The organism is Nonomuraea sp. NPDC048881, assembly GCF_040649795.1.
GTDB lineage: Bacteria > Actinomycetota > Actinomycetes > Streptosporangiales > Streptosporangiaceae > Nonomuraea.
This window is the reverse complement of record NZ_JBEZGC010000002.1, coordinates 1,019,266-1,041,087: the sequence shown is the minus strand read 5'-3', so window position 1 is coordinate 1,041,087 and position 21,822 is coordinate 1,019,266. Positions and strand designations below refer to the sequence as shown.

Here is a 21,822-nt window from a genome sequence, read left to right as displayed (position 1 = left end):
CCACTCCTAGCCGCTGCAGCCCTCGCGGTCGTGACCACCAGCGCCGCCTACGTGTTCGGCCCCGGCGCGACCGAGAGCCCCGCAGCGACCAAGAAGACGACGACCACCGCCCCCGCCACCGCCGAGGCGACGGCGGCCTGCAAGCCCGACCCCCGCTACCCCAAGCGCCAGCTGCGCGGGGTGTGGATCGCGACGGTCAAGAACATCGACTGGCCCTCGCGCGCCGGCCTCGGCCAGGCCCGCCAGAAGGCCGAGTACGTCAAGATCCTCGACAGCGCGGTCAAGCGCAATCTCAACGCCGTCTTCGTCCAGGTCCGGCCCGCCTCCGACGCGCTCTACCGCTCCTCGCTGGAGCCCTGGTCGCAGTACCTGACGGGCACCGCGGGCAAGGACCCGGGCTGGGACCCGCTCCCGTTCCTCATCGACGAGGCCCACAAGCGCAACCTGGAGTTCCACGCCTGGTTCAACCCCTACCGCGCGGCCGAGACCGCCGACCTGTCCAAGCTCCCGGCGAACCACCCGGCCAAGCAGCACCGCGACTGGACGGTCACGTACGGCGGCGGCCTCTACTACAACCCCGGCCTGCCGCAGGTGCGCGAGCACGTCACCAAGGTCATCACCGACGTGGTCAGCCGCTACGACGTCGACGGCGTGCACTTCGACGACTACTTCTACCCCTATCCGGGCGGCGGCGGCACGTTCGACGACAAGGCCGCCTTCGCCAAGTACGGCAAGGGCCGGAAGCTGGCCGACTGGCGCCGCCACAACGTGAACAAGCTGGTGGCCAAGGTCGACGCGGCCGTCCACGACACCAAGAACCACGTGAAGTTCGGCATCAGCCCGTTCGGCATCTGGCGCAACAAGTCCAACGACCCCGACGGGTCGGCCACGGCCGGCATGTCCGCCTACGACTCGATCTACGCCGACGCCCGCTCCTGGATCGAGGACGGCACGGTCGACTACGTCGCCCCGCAGCTCTACTGGCCGCGCGGCTTCAAGGCGGCCGACTACAAGACGCTGACGGCCTGGTGGGCGGGCGCGGTCAAGGGCACCGACGTCCAGCTCTACATCGGCCAGGCGCTCTACCAGGTCGGCACCAGGACCAACGCCGCCTGGGCCAACCCGGGCGAGCTGTCGGCGCACCTGACGGTGAACCGGCGCTACGAGCAGGTCGACGGCGACATCTACTTCAGCGCCAAGCAGCTCCTGACCAACCCGCTCGGCGCGATCGACCGGGTGGCCAAGGAGCACTACAGCCGTCCGGCGCTGCTGCCGATCATGGAGGACCGCGGCGGCGAGGCCCCCGGCAAGCCGGCCGGCGTCAAGGCGAGCGGCTCCACCGTGTCCTGGACGCCGTCCGAGGGGGCGCGGGCCTACGCGGTGTACCGGGTGCCGGAGTCGGGCAAGGACTGCCACACCACCGACGCCCGCAACCTGGCGGCCGTGGTGACGACGGCGTCGTACTCGGCCAAGCCGGGCACGTACCTGATCACCTCGCTCGACCGGCAGCACCACGAGAGCAAGCCGGTGAAGGTCAAGGTGGGCTGAGCCGAGGCCCGTCCCGCCACGTTCGTCCGCCGACGCCACGCCGGATCCCCGGCGTGGCGTCGCCGTGTTCCGGGCGGGGAGCTCAGCGGCCGGTCTGCTCCCAGGCGCGGGCCAGGGCGGCGACCGCCTGGTCGAGGAGGGCGGGCGGCAGGGCGAAGCTGAGGCGCAGGCGGTCGCGGTGGCGGCCGTCGGGGGAGAACAGTGAGCCGGGGGCGACGGCCACGCCCTGCTCGCGGGCGACGGCGGCGAACCTGTCGGTGTCGGCGCCCGGCAGCCGCACCCACGCCGACAGGCCGCCCTGGGGGCGTGACCAGGTCCACGACGGCAGGCGCGCGGACAGCGCGGCGGTGAAGTGGTCGCGGCGGCGGGCAAGCTCGGCCAGCCAGGCCGGCACGGGGTCGCCGTCGAGCAGGTCGGCGGCCAGCCGCTGGGAGACGGCGCTGGTGGCCAGGTCGGCGTCGAGCTTGGCCTCCAGCAGCCGGGCCAGCAGCGGCTCGGGGGCGGTGAGCCAGCCCACCCGCAGGCCGCCCCACAACACCTTCGACAACGAGCCCACCGTCACCGTGCCGTGCGGATGGGCCAGGGCCAGCGGCTCCGGAGGCGTCCGGCCGTCGAACACCACGGGCGCGAGGGTCCGGTCCTCCACCAGCGGGACGTCCGCCGCCGCGGCCAGCTCGGCCACGTGCCGCAGGTCGGCCACGCGGCCGGTCGGGTTGTCCACCGGCAGCGCGTACACGGCGGCCGGGCGGTGGCGGGCCAGGGCGTCGCGCACGGCGGCCGGGTCGGTGAGGTCCACGGGGACGGCGTGGGCCCCGGCGCGCCGGAACACGCTGAGCGCGCCTCCGTAGGCCGGGTCGCCGACCAGCACGCGGTCGCCGGGCCGCAGCAGCACCCGGGCCGCCAGGTCGATGCCCTGCTGGGCGCCCGAGGTCACCAGGATCTCGCGGTGCGGCCCGGCGTCCAGGGCGGCCAGGACGGCGCGCAGCCGCGAGTCGCCCATGGCGTCGTAGCCGTGGCCGCTCGGCGCGCGCATCAGGGCGGCGGCGTCCAGCGGGGGCACCGCCAGGTGCGAGGGGTCGGGGACGACCGAGGTCGACAGGTCGGCCAGCACCGCGCCGCCCTGGAGCAGGCCGCCGAACGTCGGGACGCCCAGCACGTACGTGCCGCTGCCGTGCCGGCGTTCGCACAGGCCCTCCTCGCACAGGGCGTTGAAGGCGGCGGCGACCGTCCCGCGGCTGAGCCCGACCGCCTGGGCCAGGTCGCGCTCGGAGGGCAGGCGGGTGCCCGGGGCGATGGCGCCGGTCTGGGCCAGGTCGGTCAGCGCGCCCGCGAGCCGCCGGCTGGCCGTGCCCTCGTGGAGCCGGAGCCGGTCGCGGACCAGGGTGACAAGGTTTTCTTCTCTTCCCACGCCACTATTATCCGGTTACTGTGCCACTTATCAATGAATTGGCCTACATCTTGTGACTGTTGGCGGCCATTTACGGAGAGGAGCGGCACGATGCGCGAGGCCGAGCACATCTGGATGGACGGCGAGCTGGTGCCCTGGGGCGAGGCCCGGGTGCACGTCCTGACGCACGCCCTGCACTACGGCACCGCCGTGCTGGAGGGCACCAGGGCCTTCGACACGCCGGAGGGCCCGGCGGTGTTCCGGTTGGAGGAGCATCTGCGGCGGCTGGCGCGCAGCGCGCGGATCATCGGGATGCCGCTGCCGTACACCTTGGAGGAGCTGCGCGCGGCCACGCTGGCCACGGTCGCGGCCAACGGCCAGTCCTCGTGCTACATCCGCCACCTGGCCCACCGCGGCTACGGCGAGATGGGCGTGGCGGCGCGCGGCTGCCCGACGGTGGTCTCGATCGCGTCCTGGGAGTGGGGCGCGCTGCTGGAGGCGGGCGTGCGGCTGATGACCAGCTCGTGGCAGCGCAACGACCACCGGGTGACGCCGACCGCGGCCAAGGCCACCGGCCCCTACCTGAACTCGGTGATGGCCAAGTCCGAGGCCATGCAGGCGGGCTTCGACGAGGCGGTGCTGCTGAACGCGGCCGGCAACGTCAGCGAGTGCACCGGCGCCAACGTCTTCGTGGTGCGCGACGGCGTGCTGACCACGCCTCCGCCGCACGCCGGCGCGCTGGAGGGCATCACGCAGGACACCGTCGCGCGGCTGGCCGCCGACCTGGGGCTGACGGTCACCAGGGAGGATCTGCTGCGCACCGACCTGTACACGGCCGACGAGATGTTCGTCTGCGGCACGGCGGCCGGGATCGTGCACGTCAGCGCGATCGATCACTGCGAGTTCGGCGGCCCCGGACCGGTCACCGGCAAGCTGGCCGACGCCTACGAGGCCGCCGTGCACGGGCGCGACGACCGCTACCGCCACTGGCTCACCCCCGTGCGCGGCTGACGGACCGCGCCCGCCGCCGCCCGTGAGAAGGTAGGGGAATCGGTGGCGCCGGATCGCGACGTGCTCTAGCGTGCCACGGACGTCATCGATCGCGGGAGGTCGTCGGGGTGAGGCGCGCGCTCGTGGTGCTGGCCGTTCTGGCCGGTTCCGTACTGCTCGGCCTGCAGGGCACGGCCACGGCCGGCGGCTCGGCTCCCGGCGCGGGCAGGGTGGCGCTCATCGGCGTCTCCGCCCTCAGCTGGGACGACGTCAACCAGGCCGACGCCCCCAACCTGTGGGAGCTGACGCGCGGCAGCGCGATCGGCTCGCTGTCGGTGCGCACGGTCAGCAACATCACCTGCCCCTACGACGGCTGGCTCACGGTGTCGGCCGGCACCAGGTCGGCCGCCGGATACGCCTGCGGCGCGCCTCCCGCCCCCGAGACCCGGGGCGCGGGCGCGGTCATCCCCGACTACCGCTACCTCATCGACGTGGCCGGGCAGCGCAACGCCGGCACGCTGGGCGAGGCGCTGAAGGCCGCGGGCCGGTGCTCGATCGCGATCGGCCCCGGCGCCGCGCTCGCGCTGGCCGACCGGCAGGGCGCGGTGCAGCGCTACCACGCCTCCCCGCTCCAGGTCCGCACGGCCGACCTGGAGCAGTGCCCGCTGATCGCCATGGACGTCGACGACCTCGTCCACCCCTACCTGGCCGGCGGCAAGCTGCCCAAGGTGCCCGAGCAGCTCGGCCCGAAGGAGCGCCGCGACGCGCTGCGCCTGGCCGACGCCAAGGCCGGCGCGCTGCTGTCGATCCTGCCGCCCGGCACCACCGTGCTGCTCGCCGGCCTGTCCGACCACGGTTCCGTGCCGCACCTGCGGGTGGCCGCGCTGCGTGAGCCGGGGGCGCAGGGTCGGTTGCTGGGCGCGGCCTCCACCCGCCGCGCCGACATCTCGATCCTGCCCGACCTGACCGCGACCGTGCTGGCCCGGCTCGGCGTGCCGGCGCCGGCCACGGTCGTCGGGGTGCCGCTGCAGCTCGGCGACGCCGGTGCGACGATCGACCGGCTGCGCCGGGCCGACGCGACGGCGCAGGCCATCCGGTCGGTCAAGGGCGTCTACTTCACCGTCGTGGCGGTGTTGCAGGTGCTGTTCTATGTGGTCGCGTTCCTGCTGCTGCGGCGGCGCAAGGGCCTGTCGCCGGTGCGCCTGGCCGCGGTCGCGCTGGCCGCCCTGCCGGTCTCCAGCTACCTGGTCAACCTGCTGCCCTGGTCCACCCTGCCGCAACTGGTCGCCGGGGTGCTGGGCTGGGTCGTCGTGGTCACCGCGCTGGCCTTCGGCGGGCCCTGGCGGCGCCGTCCGCTCGGCCCGCTCGCCGTGGTGGCCGGCATCACCGCGCTCACACTCGCCGGCGACCTGCTGACGGGCACGACGTTGCAGCTCAACAGCGTCATGGGCTACAGCGCCGAGGTCGGGGCCCGCTACTACGGCCTGGGCAACATCCCGTTCGCGCTGCTGGCCACCGGCACGCTGCTGGCCACCACCGTGATCGCCCACCGCTGGCCGGGGCGGCCGGGGGTGGCCGCGATCGTGGTGCTCGGGGCGTTCGCGATGGTGCTGGGCGGCTCGGGCATGGGCAGCGACTTCGGCGGCGTGATCGCGTTCGTGCCGGGCATCGCGGTGACCGCGCTGCTGGTGGCCGGCAAGCGGGTGTCGATCGTGAAGCTGGGTGCGTTCTGCGTGGCCGGGGCGGTGATCGTGATGACGTTCGCCGTGCTCAACTACCTGCGTCCGCCCGACGAGCAGACGCACCTGGGCAGGTTCGTGGGCCAGGTGCTCAGCGGCGAGGCGTTCGAGGTGATCTTCCGTAAGCTCCAGGCCATGCTGGCCACGCTGCTCAGCCCCAACCTCATGCCCATCGTGATCGCGGCCGTGGCCTTCCTCGTCTACGCGATCCTGCGGCCCGAGCAGGCCAGCGCGGGCGTGGTGCCCGCGGCGTTCCGCCACTCCCCCGCCCTGCGGGCCGGGCTGATCGGCACTCTGGTCAGCGGGGTGATCGGGATGCTGGTCAACGACTCGGGCGCCGCGGTGTTGTCGATGGCTCTGGCGCTGGCCGTGCCGCTGCTGCTCGCGGCGGGCATCGGCGCGCTCGGCCGCGAACACCCGGCCGAGGCCGCCGCCCCTGCCCACCTGGCCCACGCCGGCGACTGACGCCTCGGGCGGCGGGCCCGGGATCGACGCCGCCGACCGGCGCCTCAGGCCGGCGCCGCGACCGGTGTCGTCAGTCCGCCCAGGCGTCGGCCAGGAGTTGCCGGGTGTCGTGCAGGAGCTGGGGCAGCACCTTCGTCTGGGCCACGACCGGCATGAAGTTCGTGTCGCCGCCCCACCTCGGCACGACGTGCTGGTGCAGGTGGGCGGCGATGCCGGCGCCCGCGACCTGGCCCAGGTTCATGCCCACGTTGAAGCCCTGCGCGCCGCTGGCCTTGCGCAGCGCGCGCAGCGACCGCTGGGTGAACTCGCCCAGCTCGGCGACCTCGGCCTGGGTCAGCTCGTCGTAGCCGGACACGTGCCGGAAGGGCACGACCATCAGGTGGCCGGAGTTGTAGGGGTAGAGGTTGAGGACGGCGTAGACGACCTCTCCCCTGGCCACGATCAGGCCGTCCTCGTCGCTCATCCGGGGGATCTCGTCGAACGGGCAGCCGTCGCCCGGCCCGGTGCCCGTCGGCTTGTTCTCGCCCTTGATGTAGGCCATGCGATGCGGGGTCCACAGCCGCTGGAAGTTGTCGGGCTCCCCGGCTCCTGCCTGATCGTGCATACCAAGCAGCATAGGACCCCGCGCCGAGGGGCCGCTCTTCCGGCGTGATCCGCCGCCCTCCGCGACGGGCCTAAGGTGAGGGCATGGCACAGCGACTCGACCCCATGCCCGCCGACTGGCAGCGCGCCCTGGCCGTCGTGGCCCACCCCGACGACCTGGAGTACGGCTGCGCCTCCGCCGTCGCCACCTGGACCGACGCCGGGCGCGAGGTCTCCTACCTGATCGCCACCCGCGGCGAGGCGGGCATCGACACGCTCGACCCCGCCGCGTGCGGGCCGGTGCGCGAGCGCGAGGAGCGGGCCAGCGCCGCCGTGGTGGGGGTGACCACCGTGGAGTTCCTCGACCACGCCGACGGGGTCGTCGAGTACGGGACGGCGCTCAGGAGGGACATCGCCGCCGCCATCCGCAGGCACCGTCCGGAGCTGGTGATCACCCTCAACCCCGACGACACGTGGGGCGGCACGTACTGGAACACGCCCGACCACCGGGCGGTGGGCCGGGCCGTGCTGGACGCCGCCGGAGACGCCGGAAATCGCTGGATATTTCCCGACACCGACGCCGCCCCCTGGAACGGCGTGCGCTGGGTCGCCGTCGCCGGCTCCAACTCCCCCACCCACGCCGTGGACGTCACCGACGGGCTGGAGCGGGGCGTGCGCTCGCTGCTGGAGCACCGCGCCTACATCGAGGCCCTGACCGACCAGGCCCCGGAGGTCTACGCCCGCGAGCTGATCGAGGGCTCCGCGCGGGAGGCCGCCGAACGCTTCGACGGCCGCCCGGCGGTCGCCTTCCGCCTGTTCCCCCGCTGACACCCGGCCGACGCTGACACCCGGCCGACGCTGACCTCCGGCCGGCGCTGACACCCGGCCGGGGCCTGGGCCGCCCGGAGAACGGCTCAGGCCCGGCAGGCCGGGAAGGCTCGCCGGGCCTGGAGCGGCGGGTCAGACCTGGACGCGGCGTTCCACGGCGTTGACGATCTCGGCGATGGCCTCCTCGACGGGCACGCCGTTCTTCTGCTCGCCGTTGCGGTAACGGAAGGACACCGCGCCGTTGGCGATGTCGTCGTCACCGGCCAGCAGCATGTACGGGACCTTCGCCTTCTGGGCGTTGCGGATCTTCTTCTGCATGCGGTCGTCGGCCGCGTCGACCTCGACCCTGATGCCCCGCTCGCGCAGCCGCTTGGCGACGTCCTGGAGGTAGGGCACGTGGGCGTCGGCGATCGGGATGCCGACCACCTGCACCGGCGCCAGCCACGCGGGGAACGCCCCGGCGTAGTGCTCGACCAGGACGCCGAAGAAACGCTCGACCGAGCCGAACAGCGCCCGGTGGATCATGACCGGCTGCTGCCGGGAGCCGTCGGCCGCCTGGTACTGCAGGTCGAACAGCTCGGGCAGGTTGAAGTCGAGCTGGATGGTGGACATCTGCCAGGTGCGGCCGATGGCGTCGCGCACCTGGACGGAGATCTTCGGCCCGTAGAAGGCCGCGCCACCCGGGTCCATCACCAGGTGGAGGTTCTCGGCCTCGGCCACCTCGCGCAGGGTGGTGGTGGCCTCCTCCCACACCTCGTCGGAGCCGACGAACTTCTCCGGGTCCTTGGTGGACAGTTCGAGGTAGAAGTCCTCCAGGCCGTAGTCGCGCAGCAGGTCGAGGACGAAGCGCAGCAGCGAGGTCAGCTCGTCGCGCATCTGCTCGCGGCTGCAGTAGATGTGGGCGTCGTCCTGGGTCAGGCCGCGCACCCGGGTCAGGCCGTGGACCACGCCGGACTTCTCGTAGCGGTAGACCGTGCCGAACTCGAACAGCCGCAGCGGCAGCTCGCGGTAGGACCGCCCGCGCGCCCTGAAGATCAGGTTGTGCATCGGGCAGTTCATCGGCTTGAGGTAGTAGCGGGCACCCTCCAGCTCCATGGGCGGGAACATCCCGTCCTTGTACCAGTCGAGGTGGCCCGAGACCTGGTAGAGGTTCTCCTTGGTGATGTGCGGGGTGTTGACGAACTCGTAGCCGGCCTCCTCGTGCCTGCGCCGCGAGTAGTCCTCCATCACCTTGCGGATCACGCCGCCCTTGGGGTGGAAGACCGCCAGGCCCGAGCCCAGCTCGTCGGGGAAGGAGAACAGGTCGAGCTCGGCGCCGAGCCTGCGGTGATCGCGCCGCTCGGCCTCCTCCAGCATCTTCAGGTATTCGTCCTGCTTGTCGCGGGACTCCCAGGCGGTGCCGTAGATGCGCTGGAGCTGCGGGTTCTTCTCGCTGCCGCGCCAGTAGGCACCGCCGGAGCGCATGAGCTTGAACGCCGGGATCGACCGGGTGGAGGGCACGTGCGGCCCCCGGCACAGGTCCTTCCAGCACAGCTCGCCGGTCTTGGCGTCGAGGTTGTCGTAGATCGTGAGCTGCCCGGCCCCGACCTCGACGCTCTCCTCGTCGGCCGCGCCGCCCTTGAGCCCGATCAGCTCCAGCTTGTACGGCTCGCCGGCCAGCTCCTCGCGCGCCTCGTCGTCGCTGACGGCCCGGCGGGAGAACAGCTGCCCCTGCTTGACGATCTCCCGCATGCGCTTCTCGACGCGCTTGAGGTCGTCGGGGTTGAACGCCTGCTTGACGTCGAAGTCGTAGTAGAAGCCGTTCTCCACGGGCGGGCCGATGCCCAGCTTGGCCTCGGGGAACAGCTCCTGCACCGCCTGCGCCATGACGTGCGCGGTGGAGTGGCGGACGATGGCCCGGCCGTCTTCGCTGGAGACCTCGATCGGCTCGACCACGTCGTCCTGGGCCAGCGGGTGGGCGAGGTCGCGCGGCTCGCCGTTGACCCGGGCCGCGATGACGGTGCGGCCGTCGGCCTCCAGCGCCTCACCGGCCGTCGTGCCGGCCGCGACCACACGCTCGGCTCCGGCGAGGGTGATGCGTAGCTCGGCTGACACGGTGTCTCCCTTGGATCGCGCTCGATGTGCGGCACCGAGGCTGGTTCGATGGTGAACACCGATGCTATCGCGGGTGAAACCCCAGCCTTGTCAGGTCCTGGCGGGTGCCATGGAAGATGTTCCGGTCGAGCGGACTGCTGGCATATTGGTGGATTGTCCAGTCGCGCCACGGCGGCGGCACGAGGGGTTCGCCGCGCGGCCTCTCGGGGGAGGCGATCCACAGCGGGTAGTCGGCCAGGCCGGCGCAGTTCCCCGAGCGGGCGAACCAGTGGAAGGTGTAGATGAAGGGCCGCAGGCCGGCGTGCCGCTCGACGTGGTGGCACCAGCGGCGCGCGTACCTGGCGACCTGCTCGGGGCGCTGCCCGTCGCCGGTCTCCAGGTCGAGCGCCACCAGGTCGCCCCTGCGCAGGCCGCCGGCCGATCTGAGCACCGCCAAGAAGTGCCGGGCGTGCTCGATCGGGTCGCCCTTGGGCCGGGCGAAGTGGTACGCCCCGCACACCAGCCAGCTCTCGCGCATTCCTGACCAGTTGCGGGCGAACCACCGGTCGGTCCAGTCGCCGCCCTCGGTGGCCTTGGCGAAGGCGAAGGAGACTCCGGCCTCGGCGTGACCGGCCCAGTCGACGGAGCCCTGCCAGTTCGACACGTCTATGCCATGCAGCAAGCGCTTCACCTTGCCGGAGTTTATTGAGATGCCCCCCTATGAACCCTTCGACGCGCCGATGAGCAGCTCACGGGTGCGTTCCCGCTCGGCGAACGTCGCGCCGACGAAGTCGGTCACCCCGGCCTGGCGCAGCCGTTCGAGCTGGGCGAGCACGGACTCCTCGTCGCCGACCACCGCGACGTTCCCGGGCCCGGCGGCGCCCTCGCGGTCGAGCATGGCCCGGTAGGAGGGCAGCGTGCCGTAGACGGCGAAGATCTCGTTGGCGCGCTCGACGGCCGCGGCGGAGTCGTCGGTGACGCAGACGGGCAGCGCGCAGACGATCCGCGGCGCCGGGCGGCCCGCCTCCGCGGCGGCGGCGGTGATGGTCGGGGCGACGTGCTCGGCCACCGTCTTCGGGCCGGTCATCCACAGCACCGTGCCGTCGGCCACCGTACCGGCCAGCTTCAGCATGCGCGGGCCGAGGGCGGCGATGAGCACCGGGAAGCCCGCGCCCGGCGTGGTGAGCCGCACGTCGGCCCTGATCGTCTCGCCCGCCGCCTTGACCTGCTCGCCCCGGCTGGCCGGGAGCAGCACGTCGAGGTACTCCTTCATGTGGCGGTAGGGGCGCTCGAAGCTGAGACCGAACATGTGCTCGATGACGACCTGGTGCGACAGGCCGATGCCGAGGGCCAGCCGGCCGCCGAGCGCGGCGTTGGCCGTCATCGCCTGCTGGGCCAGGGCCGCCGGGTGCCGCGGGTAGGTGGGCACGACGGAGGTGCCGAGCTCGATGCCGGGCACCTGGGAGCCGGCCACGGCCAGCGCGGTGAGGGCGTCGAGGCCGAAGATGTGGGACAGCCAGGCGGAGGCGAAGCCGTCCTCGGCCGCCTGGGCGATCTCGTCGCGGAGCGCGCCGAGCGGGTCGGGCCCTTGCCGTTCATTCAGGAAATATCCGAAACGCATGGAAACAGAACTCCGTTCTGGAGGCAGACGCGCCTGTATCTTCCCACGCCGCCGGGCGCGCTCACCCGTACGAAGGGGGCGGATTTGTAAAGTGGCCTCATGACGCACGATCGCGCAGGACAGCCCGCCCAGCCCGCCGACCTGGTCGACGTCGCCCGGCTGGTGACCTCCTACTACGCCCTGCACCCCGACCCCGCCGAGGTGGCGCAGCGGGTGGCGTTCGGCACGTCGGGCCACCGCGGGTCCTCGCTGCGGACGGCCTTCAACGAGGACCACATCCTGGCCACCAGCCAGGCCATCTGCGAATACCGCGCCTCCCAGGGCACCGACGGGCCGCTGTTCCTGGGCATCGACACGCACGCGCTGTCCGAGCCCGCCCGCGTGTCGGCGCTGGAGGTGCTCGCGGCCAACGGGGTCGAGGTGCTGATCGACTCCCGCGACGGCTACACGCCGACCCCCGCCGTCTCGCACGCCGTCCTGCGGCACAACCGGGGCCGCACGTCCGGGCTCGCCGACGGCGTGGTGGTGACGCCGTCGCACAACCCGCCCTCCGACGGCGGCTTCAAGTACAACCCGCCGCACGGCGGCCCCGCCGACACCGACGCCACCTCCTGGATCCAGGACCGCGCCAACCAGCTGCTGGCCGACGGCATGAAGGGCGTGTCCAGGATCTCCTACGCCAAGGCCCTCGACGCGGCCGGCCGCTACGACTTCCTCGGCGCGTACGTCGACGACCTGCCGTCCGTGGTGGACCTCGACGCGATCAGGTCGGCCGGGGTGCGCATCGGGGCCGACCCGCTGGGCGGGGCGAGCGTGGCCTACTGGGGCGAGATCGCCGAGCGCCACCGCCTCGACCTGACCGTGGTCAACCCGCTGGTCGACCCCACCTGGCGGTTCATGACGCTCGACTGGGACGGCAAGATCCGCATGGACTGCTCGTCGCCGTACGCGATGGCGTCGCTGATCGCCCAGCGCGACAGGTACGACATCGCCACCGGCAACGACGCCGACGCCGACCGCCACGGCGTCGTCACCCCCGACGGCCTGATGAACCCCAACCACTACCTGGCCGTCGCCATCTCCTACCTGTACGCCCACCGCGAAGGCTGGCCCGCCGCGGCGGGGGTCGGCAAGACGATGGTGAGCAGCGGCGTCATCGACCGGGTCGCCGCCTCGCTCGACCGGCGCCTCTATGAGGTGCCCGTCGGTTTCAAGTGGTTCGTCCCCGGGCTGCTCGACGGCTCCCTCGGGTTCGGCGGCGAGGAGAGCGCCGGGGCCTCGTTCCTGCGGCGCGACGGCTCCCCCTGGTCCACCGACAAGGACGGTCTCATCCTCGCCCTGCTGGCCTCGGAGATCCTGGCCGTGACCGGCGAGTCGCCGAGCGCGCACTACCGCCGCCTGACCGAGCGGTTCGGCGAGCCCGCCTACGCCCGGGTCGACGCGCCCGCCACCCGCGAGGAGAAGGCGGTGCTGGCCAAGCTGTCGGCCGACCAGGTGACGGCGTCGTCGCTGGCCGGCGAGCCGATCACGGCGGTGCAGACCGCGGCCCCCGGCAACGGCGCGGCGCTCGGCGGCGTGAAGGTCTCGACCGAGAACGCCTGGTTCGCCGCCCGCCCGTCGGGCACCGAGGACGTCTACAAGATCTACGCCGAGTCCTTCAAGGGCCCCGACCACCTGGCCAAGGTGCAGGAGGAGGCCCGTTCGCTGGTCTCGGCCGCGCTGGGCTGAGCGGCTGGGCGACTGAGCGACTGAGCGGCTGGGCGGCTGAGCGGCTGGGCGGCTGAGCGGCTGAGCGGCTGGGCGGCTCAGCGGGGCAGTTCGCGGGCGGTGGCGGTGGGCATGCCGGTGCGCCCGAGGTCGGCGTGCCGGCCCGCCAGCACGCCCGCGCGGTAGCCCGTGCCGCTGGTCGTCGGGACGGACATGCGGATGCGCGGATAGTGGGCGGCCACCGCCAGGTCGACCTCGGCCCGGCGGTCGGCCAGCATCAGCGCGGTGCCGGCCCCGGCGGCCTCGGCCTCGGTCGCGGCGCGCGACTCGGCCTCGCGCAGCAGCCGGTACACCTCGTCGGTGAACCCCAGCAGCCACGAGCGCCGGTAGGCCCGCGCGGCGGCGAGCTCGCCCGGCGGCCGTACGCGGGCCAGGCCGGAGGCCATCTGCAGCAGCAGCGACGTGGCCAGCACGTCGGCGCGTTCGAGGTCGGCGGCGAAGCCGAACACGTGCACCCGCTGGCCGCCGTCGCCGCGGCCGATCAGCAGCGGGCGGCAGCGGACGGCCTCGGCCACCAGGCTGACCAGGCGGGCCTTCTCCCTGGCCCACGGGGCGGGCAGGGTGACGATCCGGTCGCCGGGGGTCTGGCGGGCGCCGGGCGGCGGGAGGGTGTCGATGCCGTACTTGGCCATCAGGGCGGAGGCGGCCGCCAGGAAGGTGGCCCGCTCGTGCTCGTTGTCCGTGCGTTCGGCCTTGGCCAGGAGTTTCCTGACGCGTTCGAGCGTGCGCTCCCGCAACCCCGAGCTCCCCCTACTTGGCCAGCACCCGCCCGTCGTCGGCGATGGCCGGGAAGGCGCCGGTGTCGACGATGCCGTGCTGCTGGTACAGAGCCTCGATCAGGGCGTGCGCCTGCGGCTCCAGCTTCCACAGGGCACGATACTCGCGCGCGGTGGCCAGCGGGACGCCGATCTCCTGGGCGATGTCCACCGAGCGCGGCACGATGCGCTTGGCGATCTGCCGGTCCCAGAACTCGCGGGCGGCCCTGATCTGGGCGGCGCGCTGGGCGGTGTCGACGACCTGGGGGGTGGCGTCGAACACCTCGACGTCCTCGTCCTCGTCCTCGACGAGCTGGGCCAGCGCGGGCGGCAGCGCCGGGCGGGCGGGCACGGGACGGTGGTCGGCCTCCGGCTCCCACGGCACGCGCGGGTCGGCGTCGATGAGCGCGGTGGTGTTGTACAGGGCGGCGATCTGGGCCAGCAGCGCCTCCTGACGCTGCTGGTCGACGGCCAGCCCGGTGTGCTCGACGGCCTGGTCCATGGCCTTGTCGAGCCTGGCCAGCGCGCCGCGCATCTTGCGCTCGGAGGCGCCGCTGTCGCGCAGCGCCTTGGCGCGCTTGGCGGCCAGGGCGACGCGGGTGAGCCGGCGGTGGGCGTCGACCTCGGAGGCGGTGCGGTCGCTGACCTCGGCCAGGCCCATGCGGACGAGCAGGCGTTCGGGGGTCAGGCGCCAGTTGATGCGGCCGGTGCCGCGGATGCGGTGGCGTTCGATGGCCATGCCGCGTTCCCAGAGCCAGGCGGCGACCAGCGGGGCGGCCAGGCGGAAGACGGCCTCGGGGAGGCTGCGGGCGTCCATGCTGGACAGGACGGCGGTCAGGCAGGTCAGCGCCCAGACCGCGATGCCGTCGATGCCGGCGGAGAAGTTCTCCCGCATGTTGCGGCGGGCGCGGACGGCCGAGGTGATGATGGCGACCTCGATGAAGGCGAACAGCAGCAGCCGGAGCGGTCCGTCCAGGCCCAGCACGTCCCCGGAGAAGCGCCACATGCCCTGGGCGGACACGCCGGTGGCGATGGAGGCGGCGACGACGGTGAGCACGTCCTCGACGGGACGGGGGGCGACGTAGCGGGCGAATAACCAGGTGCCCGCGCGCCAGGCCATCCGGAGCACCAGGAACGCCAGCACGAGCCCGGCCAGGCCCAGCAGGGCGATGACGGCGGTGGCGAACGGCTTCTCGGCGACGAAGGCTGCTATTTCCTCAAAAGTCGGCATCAGTCACTATCCGCGAGGCTCAACTCCAGCTTGTCTTGGGACGAGATCATCGCAGACTGTCGCCCCCTTGTACGCCAAACGCCACCGATTTCCCCTGTCTCCCACCGGTTCCTGTGACACACGCCGTACCAGAAGGGGGTTGTGGCTAGTCGGCGGCCCGCGACCCGGCGCACAATGAGGCGCACCCCGGCCTCCCGCACGGCCTCCCGCACGGCCTCCCGCACGGGATCACGCGGCGGGCGGCCGGACGCGCGGCCAGATGGACGATCGGGCGGGTGGCCAGGTGGGACGTGAGAGTGAGCGGCAATTTCGTCCTTTCGGAGGGCAACAGCCGCCTGTCCGGATGGGACCATCTACCGAGGGATTTATCCCAACATAGTGCGATGTATCCCAGCAGGACGGATATCCATGTCTGACTCAGAGTTCCCCTTCGTCCAGTTCATGCGCGAGGACTTCGACCCGGTCGCCGAGCTCGGCCGCATCCGGGCCGAGCACGCCGTCTTCCCCATGAAGATCCCCGGCGACCAGACCGTGCACCTGGTCACGCGCTGGGAGGACGTACGCGGTGTGCTCGGCGACCACGAGCGGTTCAGCAACGACTTCGCCGGCATCTCCGGCCTGGGCTCCAACCAGGAGGACCCCGGCGGCCTCGGCTTCCGGGACCCGCCCGAGCACACGCGGCTGCGCAAGTACCTGACCCCCGAGTTCACCATGCGCCGCCTGCGCCGGCTGGAGCCGCGCATCGAGGCGATGGTCGAGGAGCACCTGGACCGCATCGAGGCCAAGGGCCCGCCCGCGGACCTGGTCGAGGACTTCGCGCTGCCGATCCCGTCGCTGGTGGTGTGCGAGCTGCTCGGCGTCCCGTACGAGGAGCGCGCCGACTTCGTCAGGATCAGCAAGGACCGGTTCGACCTGTCGGCCGGCCCCGAGGCGTCCCTGCAGGCGATCAACGACGCGATGGCGTACCTGGTGGACCTGGTCGCCCGCGAGCGGCGCGACCCCGGCGAGGGCCTGCTCGGCCAGCTCCTGCGCGAGCACGGCGACGACCTCGACGACCGCACGCTGGCCAGCATGTCCGACGGCCTGCTCACCGGCGGCCACGACACCAGCACCAGCATGCTCGCCCTCGGCGCGCTCTGGCTCATGCGCCACCCCGAGCAGGCCGCCAAGGTGCGCGAAGTGGACGGCTACGTCAACGACGTCGTCGAGGAGCTGCTGCGCTACATGACGGTCGTGCAGGTGGCCTTCCCGCGCTTCGCCCGCGAGGACCTGGAGCTGCACGGCGTGCCGATCAAGAAGGGTGAGATGGTGCTGTGCTCGCTGACCGGCGCCAACCGCGACCCCTCGCTGGGCCCCGACATGGACGAGGTGCGTCCGGGCCGCGAGACCGCCCGCTCGCACCTGGCCTTCGGCCACGGCATCCACCGCTGCATCGGCGCGCCGCTCGCCCAGATGGAGATGCGCATCGCCTTCCCCGCCCTGCTGCGCCGCTTCCCGGACCTGCACGTCTCGGGCGAGGTGCCGTTCAGGGAGCTGGCCATCGTGTACGGGGTCAAGGAGCTACCCGTCGCCTGGTAGAGCGGTTACGTTCACAGTGTGAACGAGCCCGTCATCGATCTGGCCTCGATCCGCGCCGTGGTGTTCGACATCGACGGCGTGGTCACCGACACCGCCCGGGTGCACGCGGCCGCCTGGAAACACGTCTTCGACGCCTTCCTGCGCGGCCGCTGCGACCCGTTCGACGTCCGTGACGACTACCTCCGGCACGTCGACGGCCGGCCGCGGCTCGACGGCGTGCGCACCTTCCTCGCCGCGCGCGGCCTCACCGTGCCAGAAACCGTGCCCGAAGGCGGTCCCGACGACGAGCCGGGCGCGCCCACCGTGCACGGGCTCGGCCTGGCCAAGGACCAGATCTTCCTCGCGCAGGTGGACAAGTACGGCGTGGCCGCCTTCCCCGCCACCGTGGCCCTGCTGCACGAGCTGCGCCACCGGGGCGCCCGCACGGCCGCCGTCTCGGCCAGCCTGCACGGCCGCCGGCTGGTCACCGCCGCGGGCGTGGCGCACCTGTTCGACCTGGTCGTGGACGGCGGCGACGCGGCCCTGATGAACCTGCCGGGCAAGCCGGACCCCGCCCTGTTCCTGGAGGCCGTGCGCCGCCTGGCGCTGCCCGCCGGACGGGCCGCCGTGGTGGACGCGGCGCTGCCGGGCGTCCAGGCGGGCGGCAAGGGCGGATTCGGGCTGGTCGTGGCGGTCACCCGGGACGGTCCGGGCGACGTCGCCGCGCTGGCCGGGCACGGCGCGCACGTCGTGGTGCCCGATCTGGGCGAGCTGGGCGTGCGCGGCAGGGTCCTACCCTTGAGGGCGTGACGGTTCTGATCGATCCCCCCGACTGGCCGGGGCCGCGCGGCCTGATGTGGTCGCACCTGGTGAGCGACAGCTCGCTGGAGGAGCTTCACGCGTTCGCGGCCCGGCTCGGGGTGCCGGGCCGGGCCTTCGACCGGGACCACTACGACGTCCCGGAGACCGTGCACGCGCGGGCGGTGTCGCTGGGCGCCGAGCCGGTCAGCTCGCGCGAGCTGCTGCGCCGCCTGATCGCCGCCGGTCTGCGCCGCCGCAAGCGCCACGACGCCGGCGCGCCCTAGTCTCCCGCGAGGCGGGCCAGCTCGGCGGTCATGTTGGCGCGGGCGGGTTCCTCCCACAGCTCGCGGGCCCGGTCCGTGCGGTAGAGCCGCGGCGCGGCCAGCAGCCTGCGCAGCACCTGCGCGCGGCCCCGCCGGAACAGGTCGTCGGGCACGTGCGCGTACTCGCGGCGGATGTCGGCGGCGTAGGCGTCGTAGCCGGGACGGCCCAGCACGGCCAGGTCGGCGTCGCACAGCACGGCCCCGTCGCGGTCGCCGGCGGCCACCGTGTCGTGGGCGGCGGTCAGGCGGACCAGCCGGGCGGTCGCGGCGATCCGGCCGGGCGGCACCCCGCAGCGGGGCAGGCGCGCCTGGGCGAGCTGGGCGCTGCGCTCCTCGTCCCAGCCGGGCCTGCCGTCGTAGACGGCGTCGTGGAACCAGGCGGCCAGGCGCACGGCGGCGAGGTCGGCGGCCTCCCCGGCCAGGTCGTCGACGGCGGCCAGCACGGCGGCGAGATGGGCGAGGGTGTGGTAGCGGCGGTGGGGCTCGGCCCAGCGGGCGATCAGCTCGGCGCCGGCGGCCCGCGCGGCCGGGGAGCCGCCCGCGAGCGCGAGCCACCCGGCGGCGAGCCGGGCCTTCGACGCGGGGTCCGGGCTGTCGTCGATCATGCCTCCACCGTAGTGGCCGGGGCGGTGCGTCCCGGCTTTGTGTCCTTGAATACACCCGGTATTTACCCGGCTGTCCCACCGCTCTGCCTCTCCGTACGGGGACCTGGTTCCCCCCGGAAAGGAGACAGCGACATGGCGACCGGTGAGTTCCAGGTGATGAAGGTTCCGGCCGAGCAGTTGAGCGGCGTGCTGCACGGTCAGGTTGTGGACCCGGGCGCCCAGCCCACGAACGTCGTGAGATGCGGCGAGGGCTGGACCGTTGACGTGAGCTGGGAGGTCGCCGGCGAGCTGGTCGACTGGCTGGCGGGGCGGTGGCATGTGGAGATCATCGCCGACCTGCTGGGAGGTGGTGAGACCCGTCATCCCTCGCCTCCCGTGGAGATGACGTTCACCCCTGGCTCGGGACGGTACACCGCGTCGGTCCCGATGCGCGGCCAGCTCGGCCCGGGCACCTATGACCTGGTGGTCAACCTCACCACGACGACAGCCGCCGGCTCCGCGGGGGCGCTCGGCGGCTTCGTCGTGATCAGCAAGATATCGGTGCAGGAGTAGCCGGCCGCCGCCCCGGGCCCCTCCCGGGGCGGCGGGCGCTCCGGCGAGGGCTCGGATCGCCCTGCAACCGCACCGCAAGTCACCCGCCCTACGCTCCGGGCGGCGGTCACGGGGAAAGCGGGACCGCCGCCCTGTATCTCACGTCACCGGACGCGCTCTGACCCGGTGAGGATCGACGGTCCCAGGGGGGACCACTGACGGGAGACCTCATGTCCGAAGTGGAACAAGCGCTTGCGCCAGGCGCTCCGATGACGGCGGACGACGTGCTGCGCATCGCCGCCTGCAAGGACAGGAACCCTGCGCTTGAGGCCATGGTCATCGCCCATGGCTACCACCGTGTCGCCGGGGACCTCGCCCAGCACCTGGGCCAGGACGCGACCAACTGGTACTGCTACGCCAAATGGACCTCCAAGGCGGTCGCCGAGAGCCTCGACCTGACTCCGGGCTCGCCCTTCCTGACCGGTTTCGGCGACCGGCTGCACGTGCCCGCGCGCCTGCGCCGTCTGTTCCGCGCCATGTTGCTGACCCTGCTCGGCCCCAGCTACCAGCTCGGGCTGGCGCTGGCCAACCGGGCGATCTTCCTGGAGACCGCCAGCCTGGCGGCCAACCTGTGGAACGGCACGCCCGACTGCTACGTCAAGGTGAGCCCGCAGTCGGAGAACACGCCGATGCCGCCGGAGTTCCTGTCCGGGCTGCTGGAGGAGGCCGACGAGCGCTACCTGCGGGACGCCGCCCTGCTGCTGCGGCAGGCGCACGCGGCCACCGACCCCGACGAGCGGGCCGAGCTGATGTTCGGGGCCAGTGTGGCGCTGTCGGCGTACGAGCAGAAGCGCGCGCAGAAGGCTCTGGAGCTGGTGCTGTACCGGCCGGTGCGGTGGCTGACCCGGATGTCGTGGCGGTCGCTGCGCTCGCTGGTGACCCGGCGGCCCTACCCGCGCTTCCCGCTGTTCAGCGCCCGGCACGAGGACCAGCCGTGGCTGACGCGCGTGCTGGAGGCCAAGTGGTCCTCGCTGTACACCCGTCACCTGTTCGCCGTGCGCACGCCGCTCAGCGACGTCAGGGTCGGCCGGCCGCTGGCCCCGCCGCCGGGCGTGGACATGGCGCTCGCCTGGCGGCCGATCAGGAACGAGAAGGTGCGCAAGCTCGCCGAGGAGTTCATCCCGGACGACGTCGAGCAGGCCACGGCCGGGGTGACCGACTGGGTGTCCTACCCCGACCGCATGCGCTTCATCGTCGGCTACTTCCGCACCTACCAGCGGGTGGGCGCGCTCTACGACCCGCCGTTCGGGCCGGAGCTCACCGCGGCCCTGGAGGCGGAGACGGCCCGCGGCACGCTGCCGGAGCCGGTCCCCGAGGCTCCGCGGGCCGACCGGCTGCTCCCCGGGACGCGGCGCAAGATGTACGCCTTCCCCGAGGAGACCGATCCCGACGCCTACGAGATGGCGCGCTTCGACTTCGAGCCCTTCCTGGAGGCGATCCCTCTTGACCGGTCAGGAAACTAGGACTCAGTCCAGGAAGTCCCTGGTGATCTCGCGGTCCTGCAGCAGCCCGCGCAGCCTGGCGAAGCAGCGGGCGCGGGTGGGGCCGATGCTGCCGACCGGCCGGCCCAGCCGGCGGGCGACGTCCACGTAGTGCGGCTCGGAGGTTTCCGTGAGTGCTCGAAACAGCACGCGCTGGGCCGCGGGCAGCTCCTCGACCAGCTCCTCCAGCGTGCCGGCCAGCCAGATCCTGGCCAGTTCCCTGTCCACGTCGTCCGTGCTGCCGAGCGTGTCGAGGTCGGGCGTGCAGATCTCCCGGGTGCGCCTGGTCAGCTTCAGGCACTCGCGGAAGGCGATCGTGGCCAGCCAGCCGGGCATGCGCTGGGGGTCCTCGACGCTCTTGAGGTTCTGCCAGGCCAGCAACCAGGTGGTCTGGAGCACGTCCTGGGCGTCCTCGTGGCCGAGCCGGAAGCGCCGGATCCTCGACCGCAGCATCGGCGTGAACTCCTCGACCAGCCGCTCCCACGCCTGGGCGTCGCCCTCCTGGGCGTCCGACACGAGGGTGGCGGTGTCGCGGCGCTCCAACGTATCCAACTGCATCATCGTCTCCCCGCCGGCCGGGGTCCTCGGGGGTCAACCTCGTTCGACCGGCCCCCCAACGGTGCTCCCGGCGGCCTTCGCGCACTGTCGCGGACGACACAGTGCGGGTGTGGCGCTCGTCACATTCGGGAGATCGCTTACCACTTACTGCCCGATCGGCGTTCGCGTCCTAAAGTTCTTCCATGAGCGCCAGCAGCGGGGCGGTTCCACACGACGTCCAGGCGGTCGCCGCCGTGCTGGCGGAGGTCCCGCTGTTCCGTGTGCTCGGACCGGCCGGGATCACCGGCACCGTGCGCGCCGGGGTGGCGCGCAGATACCGCAACGGGCAGATCATCCTGCACCAGGGCGATCCGGGCGAATCCCTGTACGTGCTGCTCGACGGCCTGGTGAAGGTCGTCTTCACCACCGAGCACGGCGACGAGATCGTGCTCAACATGCTGGGCCGGGCGGAGACCTTCGGCGAGATGGCGCTGCTGGACGACTCGCCGCGGTCGGCGTCGATCATCGCCGTGCGCCCCTGCTGGATCTTCGCGCTGCCCAGGGCGCGGCTGCTGGAGCTGATGCGGGAGCATCCCGGGCTCGCCGACGAGTTCCTGCGCATGCTCGGGCAGATGGTGCGCAGGCTCACCGGGCAGGCCGCCGACCTGGCCTTCCTCGACCTGGGCGGGCGCCTGGCCAAGCTGCTGCTGCAACTGTCGGTCAAGCGCGGCCAGACCCAGGGCCCGGTCGTGGACATGCCGGGGCTGACCCAGTCGGACCTCGCCGCGCTGATCGGCGCGTCCCGCCCGGCGGTCAACCGGGCCCTGCAGTCGCTCGCCGCCCGCGGCCTCATCGCCATGAAGGGGCGGACCATCACGTTGCTGGACGTCGAGGCGCTGCGCAAACGCGGAGGTCTCTGACCGGATCTGGAGTACGCCGAA

Annotated in this window: 20 protein-coding genes; 11 read left to right on the top strand and 9 right to left on the bottom strand. The window is 72.7% G+C overall.

Annotated elements, in window-relative coordinates; all coding sequences use genetic code 11:
* Positions 1-30 precede the first annotated feature (30 nt).
* Positions 31-1,548: a family 10 glycosylhydrolase gene (locus tag AB0C33_RS10435; protein ID WP_358285723.1), complete on the top strand. Its 1,518-nt coding sequence runs from the start codon at positions 31-33 to the stop codon at positions 1,546-1,548.
* A gap of 82 nt (positions 1,549-1,630) precedes the next feature.
* Here AB0C33_RS10435 and AB0C33_RS10430 read toward each other — a convergent pair whose 3' ends face one another.
* Positions 1,631-2,956, bottom strand: coding sequence for a PLP-dependent aminotransferase family protein (locus tag AB0C33_RS10430; RefSeq protein WP_358285720.1), 1,326 nt, complete (start codon positions 2,954-2,956; stop codon positions 1,631-1,633).
* Positions 2,957-3,046: 90 nt separating this feature from the next.
* Between AB0C33_RS10430 and AB0C33_RS10425 the strand changes: the two genes are divergently transcribed.
* Positions 3,047-3,946: a branched-chain amino acid transaminase gene (locus AB0C33_RS10425; RefSeq protein WP_358285718.1), complete on the top strand. Its 900-nt coding sequence runs from the start codon at positions 3,047-3,049 to the stop codon at positions 3,944-3,946.
* 107 nt (positions 3,947-4,053) lie between these two features.
* Complete coding sequence (locus AB0C33_RS10420) at positions 4,054-6,129, top strand: hypothetical protein (RefSeq protein WP_358285715.1); 2,076 nt, start codon at positions 4,054-4,056, stop codon at positions 6,127-6,129.
* Between the two features lie 70 nt (positions 6,130-6,199).
* Here the strand turns inward: AB0C33_RS10420 and AB0C33_RS10415 are convergent, their stop codons facing one another.
* Positions 6,200-6,733 carry an HIT domain-containing protein gene (locus AB0C33_RS10415; RefSeq protein WP_358285713.1) on the bottom strand — a complete coding sequence of 178 codons (534 nt, stop codon included), beginning with the start codon at positions 6,731-6,733 and terminating at the stop codon, positions 6,200-6,202.
* An 83-nt stretch (positions 6,734-6,816) separates the two neighbouring features.
* Here AB0C33_RS10415 and AB0C33_RS10410 point away from each other — a divergent pair, with 83 nt between their 5' ends.
* Positions 6,817-7,539 carry a PIG-L deacetylase family protein gene (locus AB0C33_RS10410; protein WP_358285711.1) on the top strand — a complete coding sequence of 241 codons (723 nt, stop codon included), beginning with the start codon at positions 6,817-6,819 and terminating at the stop codon, positions 7,537-7,539.
* Between the two features lie 132 nt (positions 7,540-7,671).
* On the opposite strand, the gene thrS is transcribed toward AB0C33_RS10410, so the two are convergent.
* The 3 genes from thrS to AB0C33_RS10395 form a co-directional block, all read right to left on the bottom strand.
* A complete protein-coding gene (thrS, locus tag AB0C33_RS10405) occupies positions 7,672-9,633 on the bottom strand; it encodes a threonine--tRNA ligase (protein ID WP_358285709.1) in 1,962 nt (653 codons plus the stop codon).
* Positions 9,634-9,697: 64 nt separating this feature from the next.
* Positions 9,698-10,294, bottom strand: coding sequence for a glycoside hydrolase family 25 protein (locus tag AB0C33_RS10400; protein ID WP_352361380.1), 597 nt, complete (start codon positions 10,292-10,294; stop codon positions 9,698-9,700).
* A gap of 36 nt (positions 10,295-10,330) precedes the next feature.
* On the bottom strand, positions 10,331-11,233 hold the full coding sequence (locus AB0C33_RS10395) for an LLM class F420-dependent oxidoreductase (RefSeq protein WP_358285707.1): 903 nt from the start codon (positions 11,231-11,233) through the stop codon (positions 10,331-10,333).
* A gap of 99 nt (positions 11,234-11,332) precedes the next feature.
* On the opposite strand from AB0C33_RS10395, the gene pgm reads away from it, so the two are divergent.
* A complete protein-coding gene (pgm, locus tag AB0C33_RS10390) occupies positions 11,333-12,961 on the top strand; it encodes a phosphoglucomutase (alpha-D-glucose-1,6-bisphosphate-dependent) (protein ID WP_358285704.1) in 1,629 nt (542 codons plus the stop codon).
* Between the two features lie 77 nt (positions 12,962-13,038).
* Here the strand turns inward: pgm and AB0C33_RS10385 are convergent, their stop codons facing one another.
* Together AB0C33_RS10385 and AB0C33_RS10380 are read right to left on the bottom strand one after the other, a co-directional pair.
* Positions 13,039-13,737 carry a DUF2786 domain-containing protein gene (locus tag AB0C33_RS10385; RefSeq protein ID WP_358285703.1) on the bottom strand — a complete coding sequence of 233 codons (699 nt, stop codon included), beginning with the start codon at positions 13,735-13,737 and terminating at the stop codon, positions 13,039-13,041.
* Between the two features lie 13 nt (positions 13,738-13,750).
* Positions 13,751-14,986, bottom strand: a complete 1,236-nt coding sequence (locus tag AB0C33_RS10380; RefSeq protein WP_358285701.1) for a hypothetical protein — start codon at positions 14,984-14,986, stop codon at positions 13,751-13,753.
* 408 nt (positions 14,987-15,394) lie between these two features.
* On the opposite strand from AB0C33_RS10380, the gene AB0C33_RS10375 reads away from it, so the two are divergent.
* The 3 genes from AB0C33_RS10375 to AB0C33_RS10365 are packed head-to-tail and all read left to right on the top strand — an operon-like array spanning position 15,395 to position 17,628.
* Entirely contained in the window at positions 15,395-16,564 is a 1,170-nt protein-coding gene (locus AB0C33_RS10375; RefSeq protein ID WP_352322574.1) for a cytochrome P450, read from the top strand.
* Between the two features lie 18 nt (positions 16,565-16,582).
* Positions 16,583-17,353 (top strand): HAD family hydrolase, encoded by a 771-nt coding sequence (locus AB0C33_RS10370; RefSeq protein ID WP_358285699.1) that lies wholly within the window; start codon positions 16,583-16,585, stop codon positions 17,351-17,353.
* Positions 17,350-17,628 carry a DUF4031 domain-containing protein gene (locus AB0C33_RS10365; protein WP_352361368.1) on the top strand — a complete coding sequence of 93 codons (279 nt, stop codon included), beginning with the start codon at positions 17,350-17,352 and terminating at the stop codon, positions 17,626-17,628. The genes AB0C33_RS10370 and AB0C33_RS10365 overlap by 4 nt, the downstream gene beginning before the upstream one ends.
* Here AB0C33_RS10365 and AB0C33_RS10360 read toward each other — a convergent pair.
* Positions 17,625-18,272: a metal-dependent phosphohydrolase gene (locus tag AB0C33_RS10360; RefSeq protein ID WP_358285697.1), complete on the bottom strand. Its 648-nt coding sequence runs from the start codon at positions 18,270-18,272 to the stop codon at positions 17,625-17,627. The two genes, AB0C33_RS10365 and AB0C33_RS10360, sit on opposite strands and share 4 nt — an antisense overlap.
* A gap of 132 nt (positions 18,273-18,404) precedes the next feature.
* On the opposite strand from AB0C33_RS10360, the gene AB0C33_RS10355 reads away from it, so the two are divergent.
* A complete protein-coding gene (locus AB0C33_RS10355) occupies positions 18,405-18,824 on the top strand; it encodes a hypothetical protein (protein ID WP_358285694.1) in 420 nt (139 codons plus the stop codon).
* 248 nt (positions 18,825-19,072) lie between these two features.
* Positions 19,073-20,326: a hypothetical protein gene (locus tag AB0C33_RS10350; protein ID WP_358285693.1), complete on the top strand. Its 1,254-nt coding sequence runs from the start codon at positions 19,073-19,075 to the stop codon at positions 20,324-20,326.
* 3 nt (positions 20,327-20,329) lie between these two features.
* On the opposite strand, the gene AB0C33_RS10345 is transcribed toward AB0C33_RS10350, so the two are convergent.
* A complete protein-coding gene (locus tag AB0C33_RS10345) occupies positions 20,330-20,896 on the bottom strand; it encodes a sigma-70 family RNA polymerase sigma factor (protein ID WP_352327786.1) in 567 nt (188 codons plus the stop codon).
* A 188-nt stretch (positions 20,897-21,084) separates the two neighbouring features.
* On the opposite strand from AB0C33_RS10345, the gene AB0C33_RS10340 reads away from it, so the two are divergent.
* The gene (locus AB0C33_RS10340; RefSeq protein WP_358285691.1) at positions 21,085-21,801 is read left to right on the top strand and encodes a Crp/Fnr family transcriptional regulator; all 717 of its coding nucleotides are present in this window, start codon (positions 21,085-21,087) and stop codon (positions 21,799-21,801) included.
* Positions 21,802-21,822 lie beyond the last annotated feature (21 nt).

Coding starts and splice junctions, on each gene's coding strand:
- AB0C33_RS10425 (WP_358285718.1), top strand. CDS start 3,047: ATGCGCGAGGCCGAGCACATCTGGATGGACGGCGAGCTGGTGCCCTGG.
- AB0C33_RS10415 (WP_358285713.1), bottom strand. CDS start 6,733: ATGCACGATCAGGCAGGAGCCGGGGAGCCCGACAACTTCCAGCGGCTG.
- AB0C33_RS10410 (WP_358285711.1), top strand. CDS start 6,817: ATGGCACAGCGACTCGACCCCATGCCCGCCGACTGGCAGCGCGCCCTG.
- AB0C33_RS10395 (WP_358285707.1), bottom strand. CDS start 11,233: ATGCGTTTCGGATATTTCCTGAATGAACGGCAAGGGCCCGACCCGCTC.
- pgm (WP_358285704.1), top strand. CDS start 11,333: ATGACGCACGATCGCGCAGGACAGCCCGCCCAGCCCGCCGACCTGGTC.
- AB0C33_RS10380 (WP_358285701.1), bottom strand. CDS start 14,986: ATGCCGACTTTTGAGGAAATAGCAGCCTTCGTCGCCGAGAAGCCGTTC.
- AB0C33_RS10375 (WP_352322574.1), top strand. CDS start 15,395: ATGTCTGACTCAGAGTTCCCCTTCGTCCAGTTCATGCGCGAGGACTTC.
- AB0C33_RS10360 (WP_358285697.1), bottom strand. CDS start 18,272: ATGATCGACGACAGCCCGGACCCCGCGTCGAAGGCCCGGCTCGCCGCC.
- AB0C33_RS10355 (WP_358285694.1), top strand. CDS start 18,405: ATGGCGACCGGTGAGTTCCAGGTGATGAAGGTTCCGGCCGAGCAGTTG.
- AB0C33_RS10350 (WP_358285693.1), top strand. CDS start 19,073: ATGACGGCGGACGACGTGCTGCGCATCGCCGCCTGCAAGGACAGGAAC.
- AB0C33_RS10340 (WP_358285691.1), top strand. CDS start 21,085: ATGAGCGCCAGCAGCGGGGCGGTTCCACACGACGTCCAGGCGGTCGCC.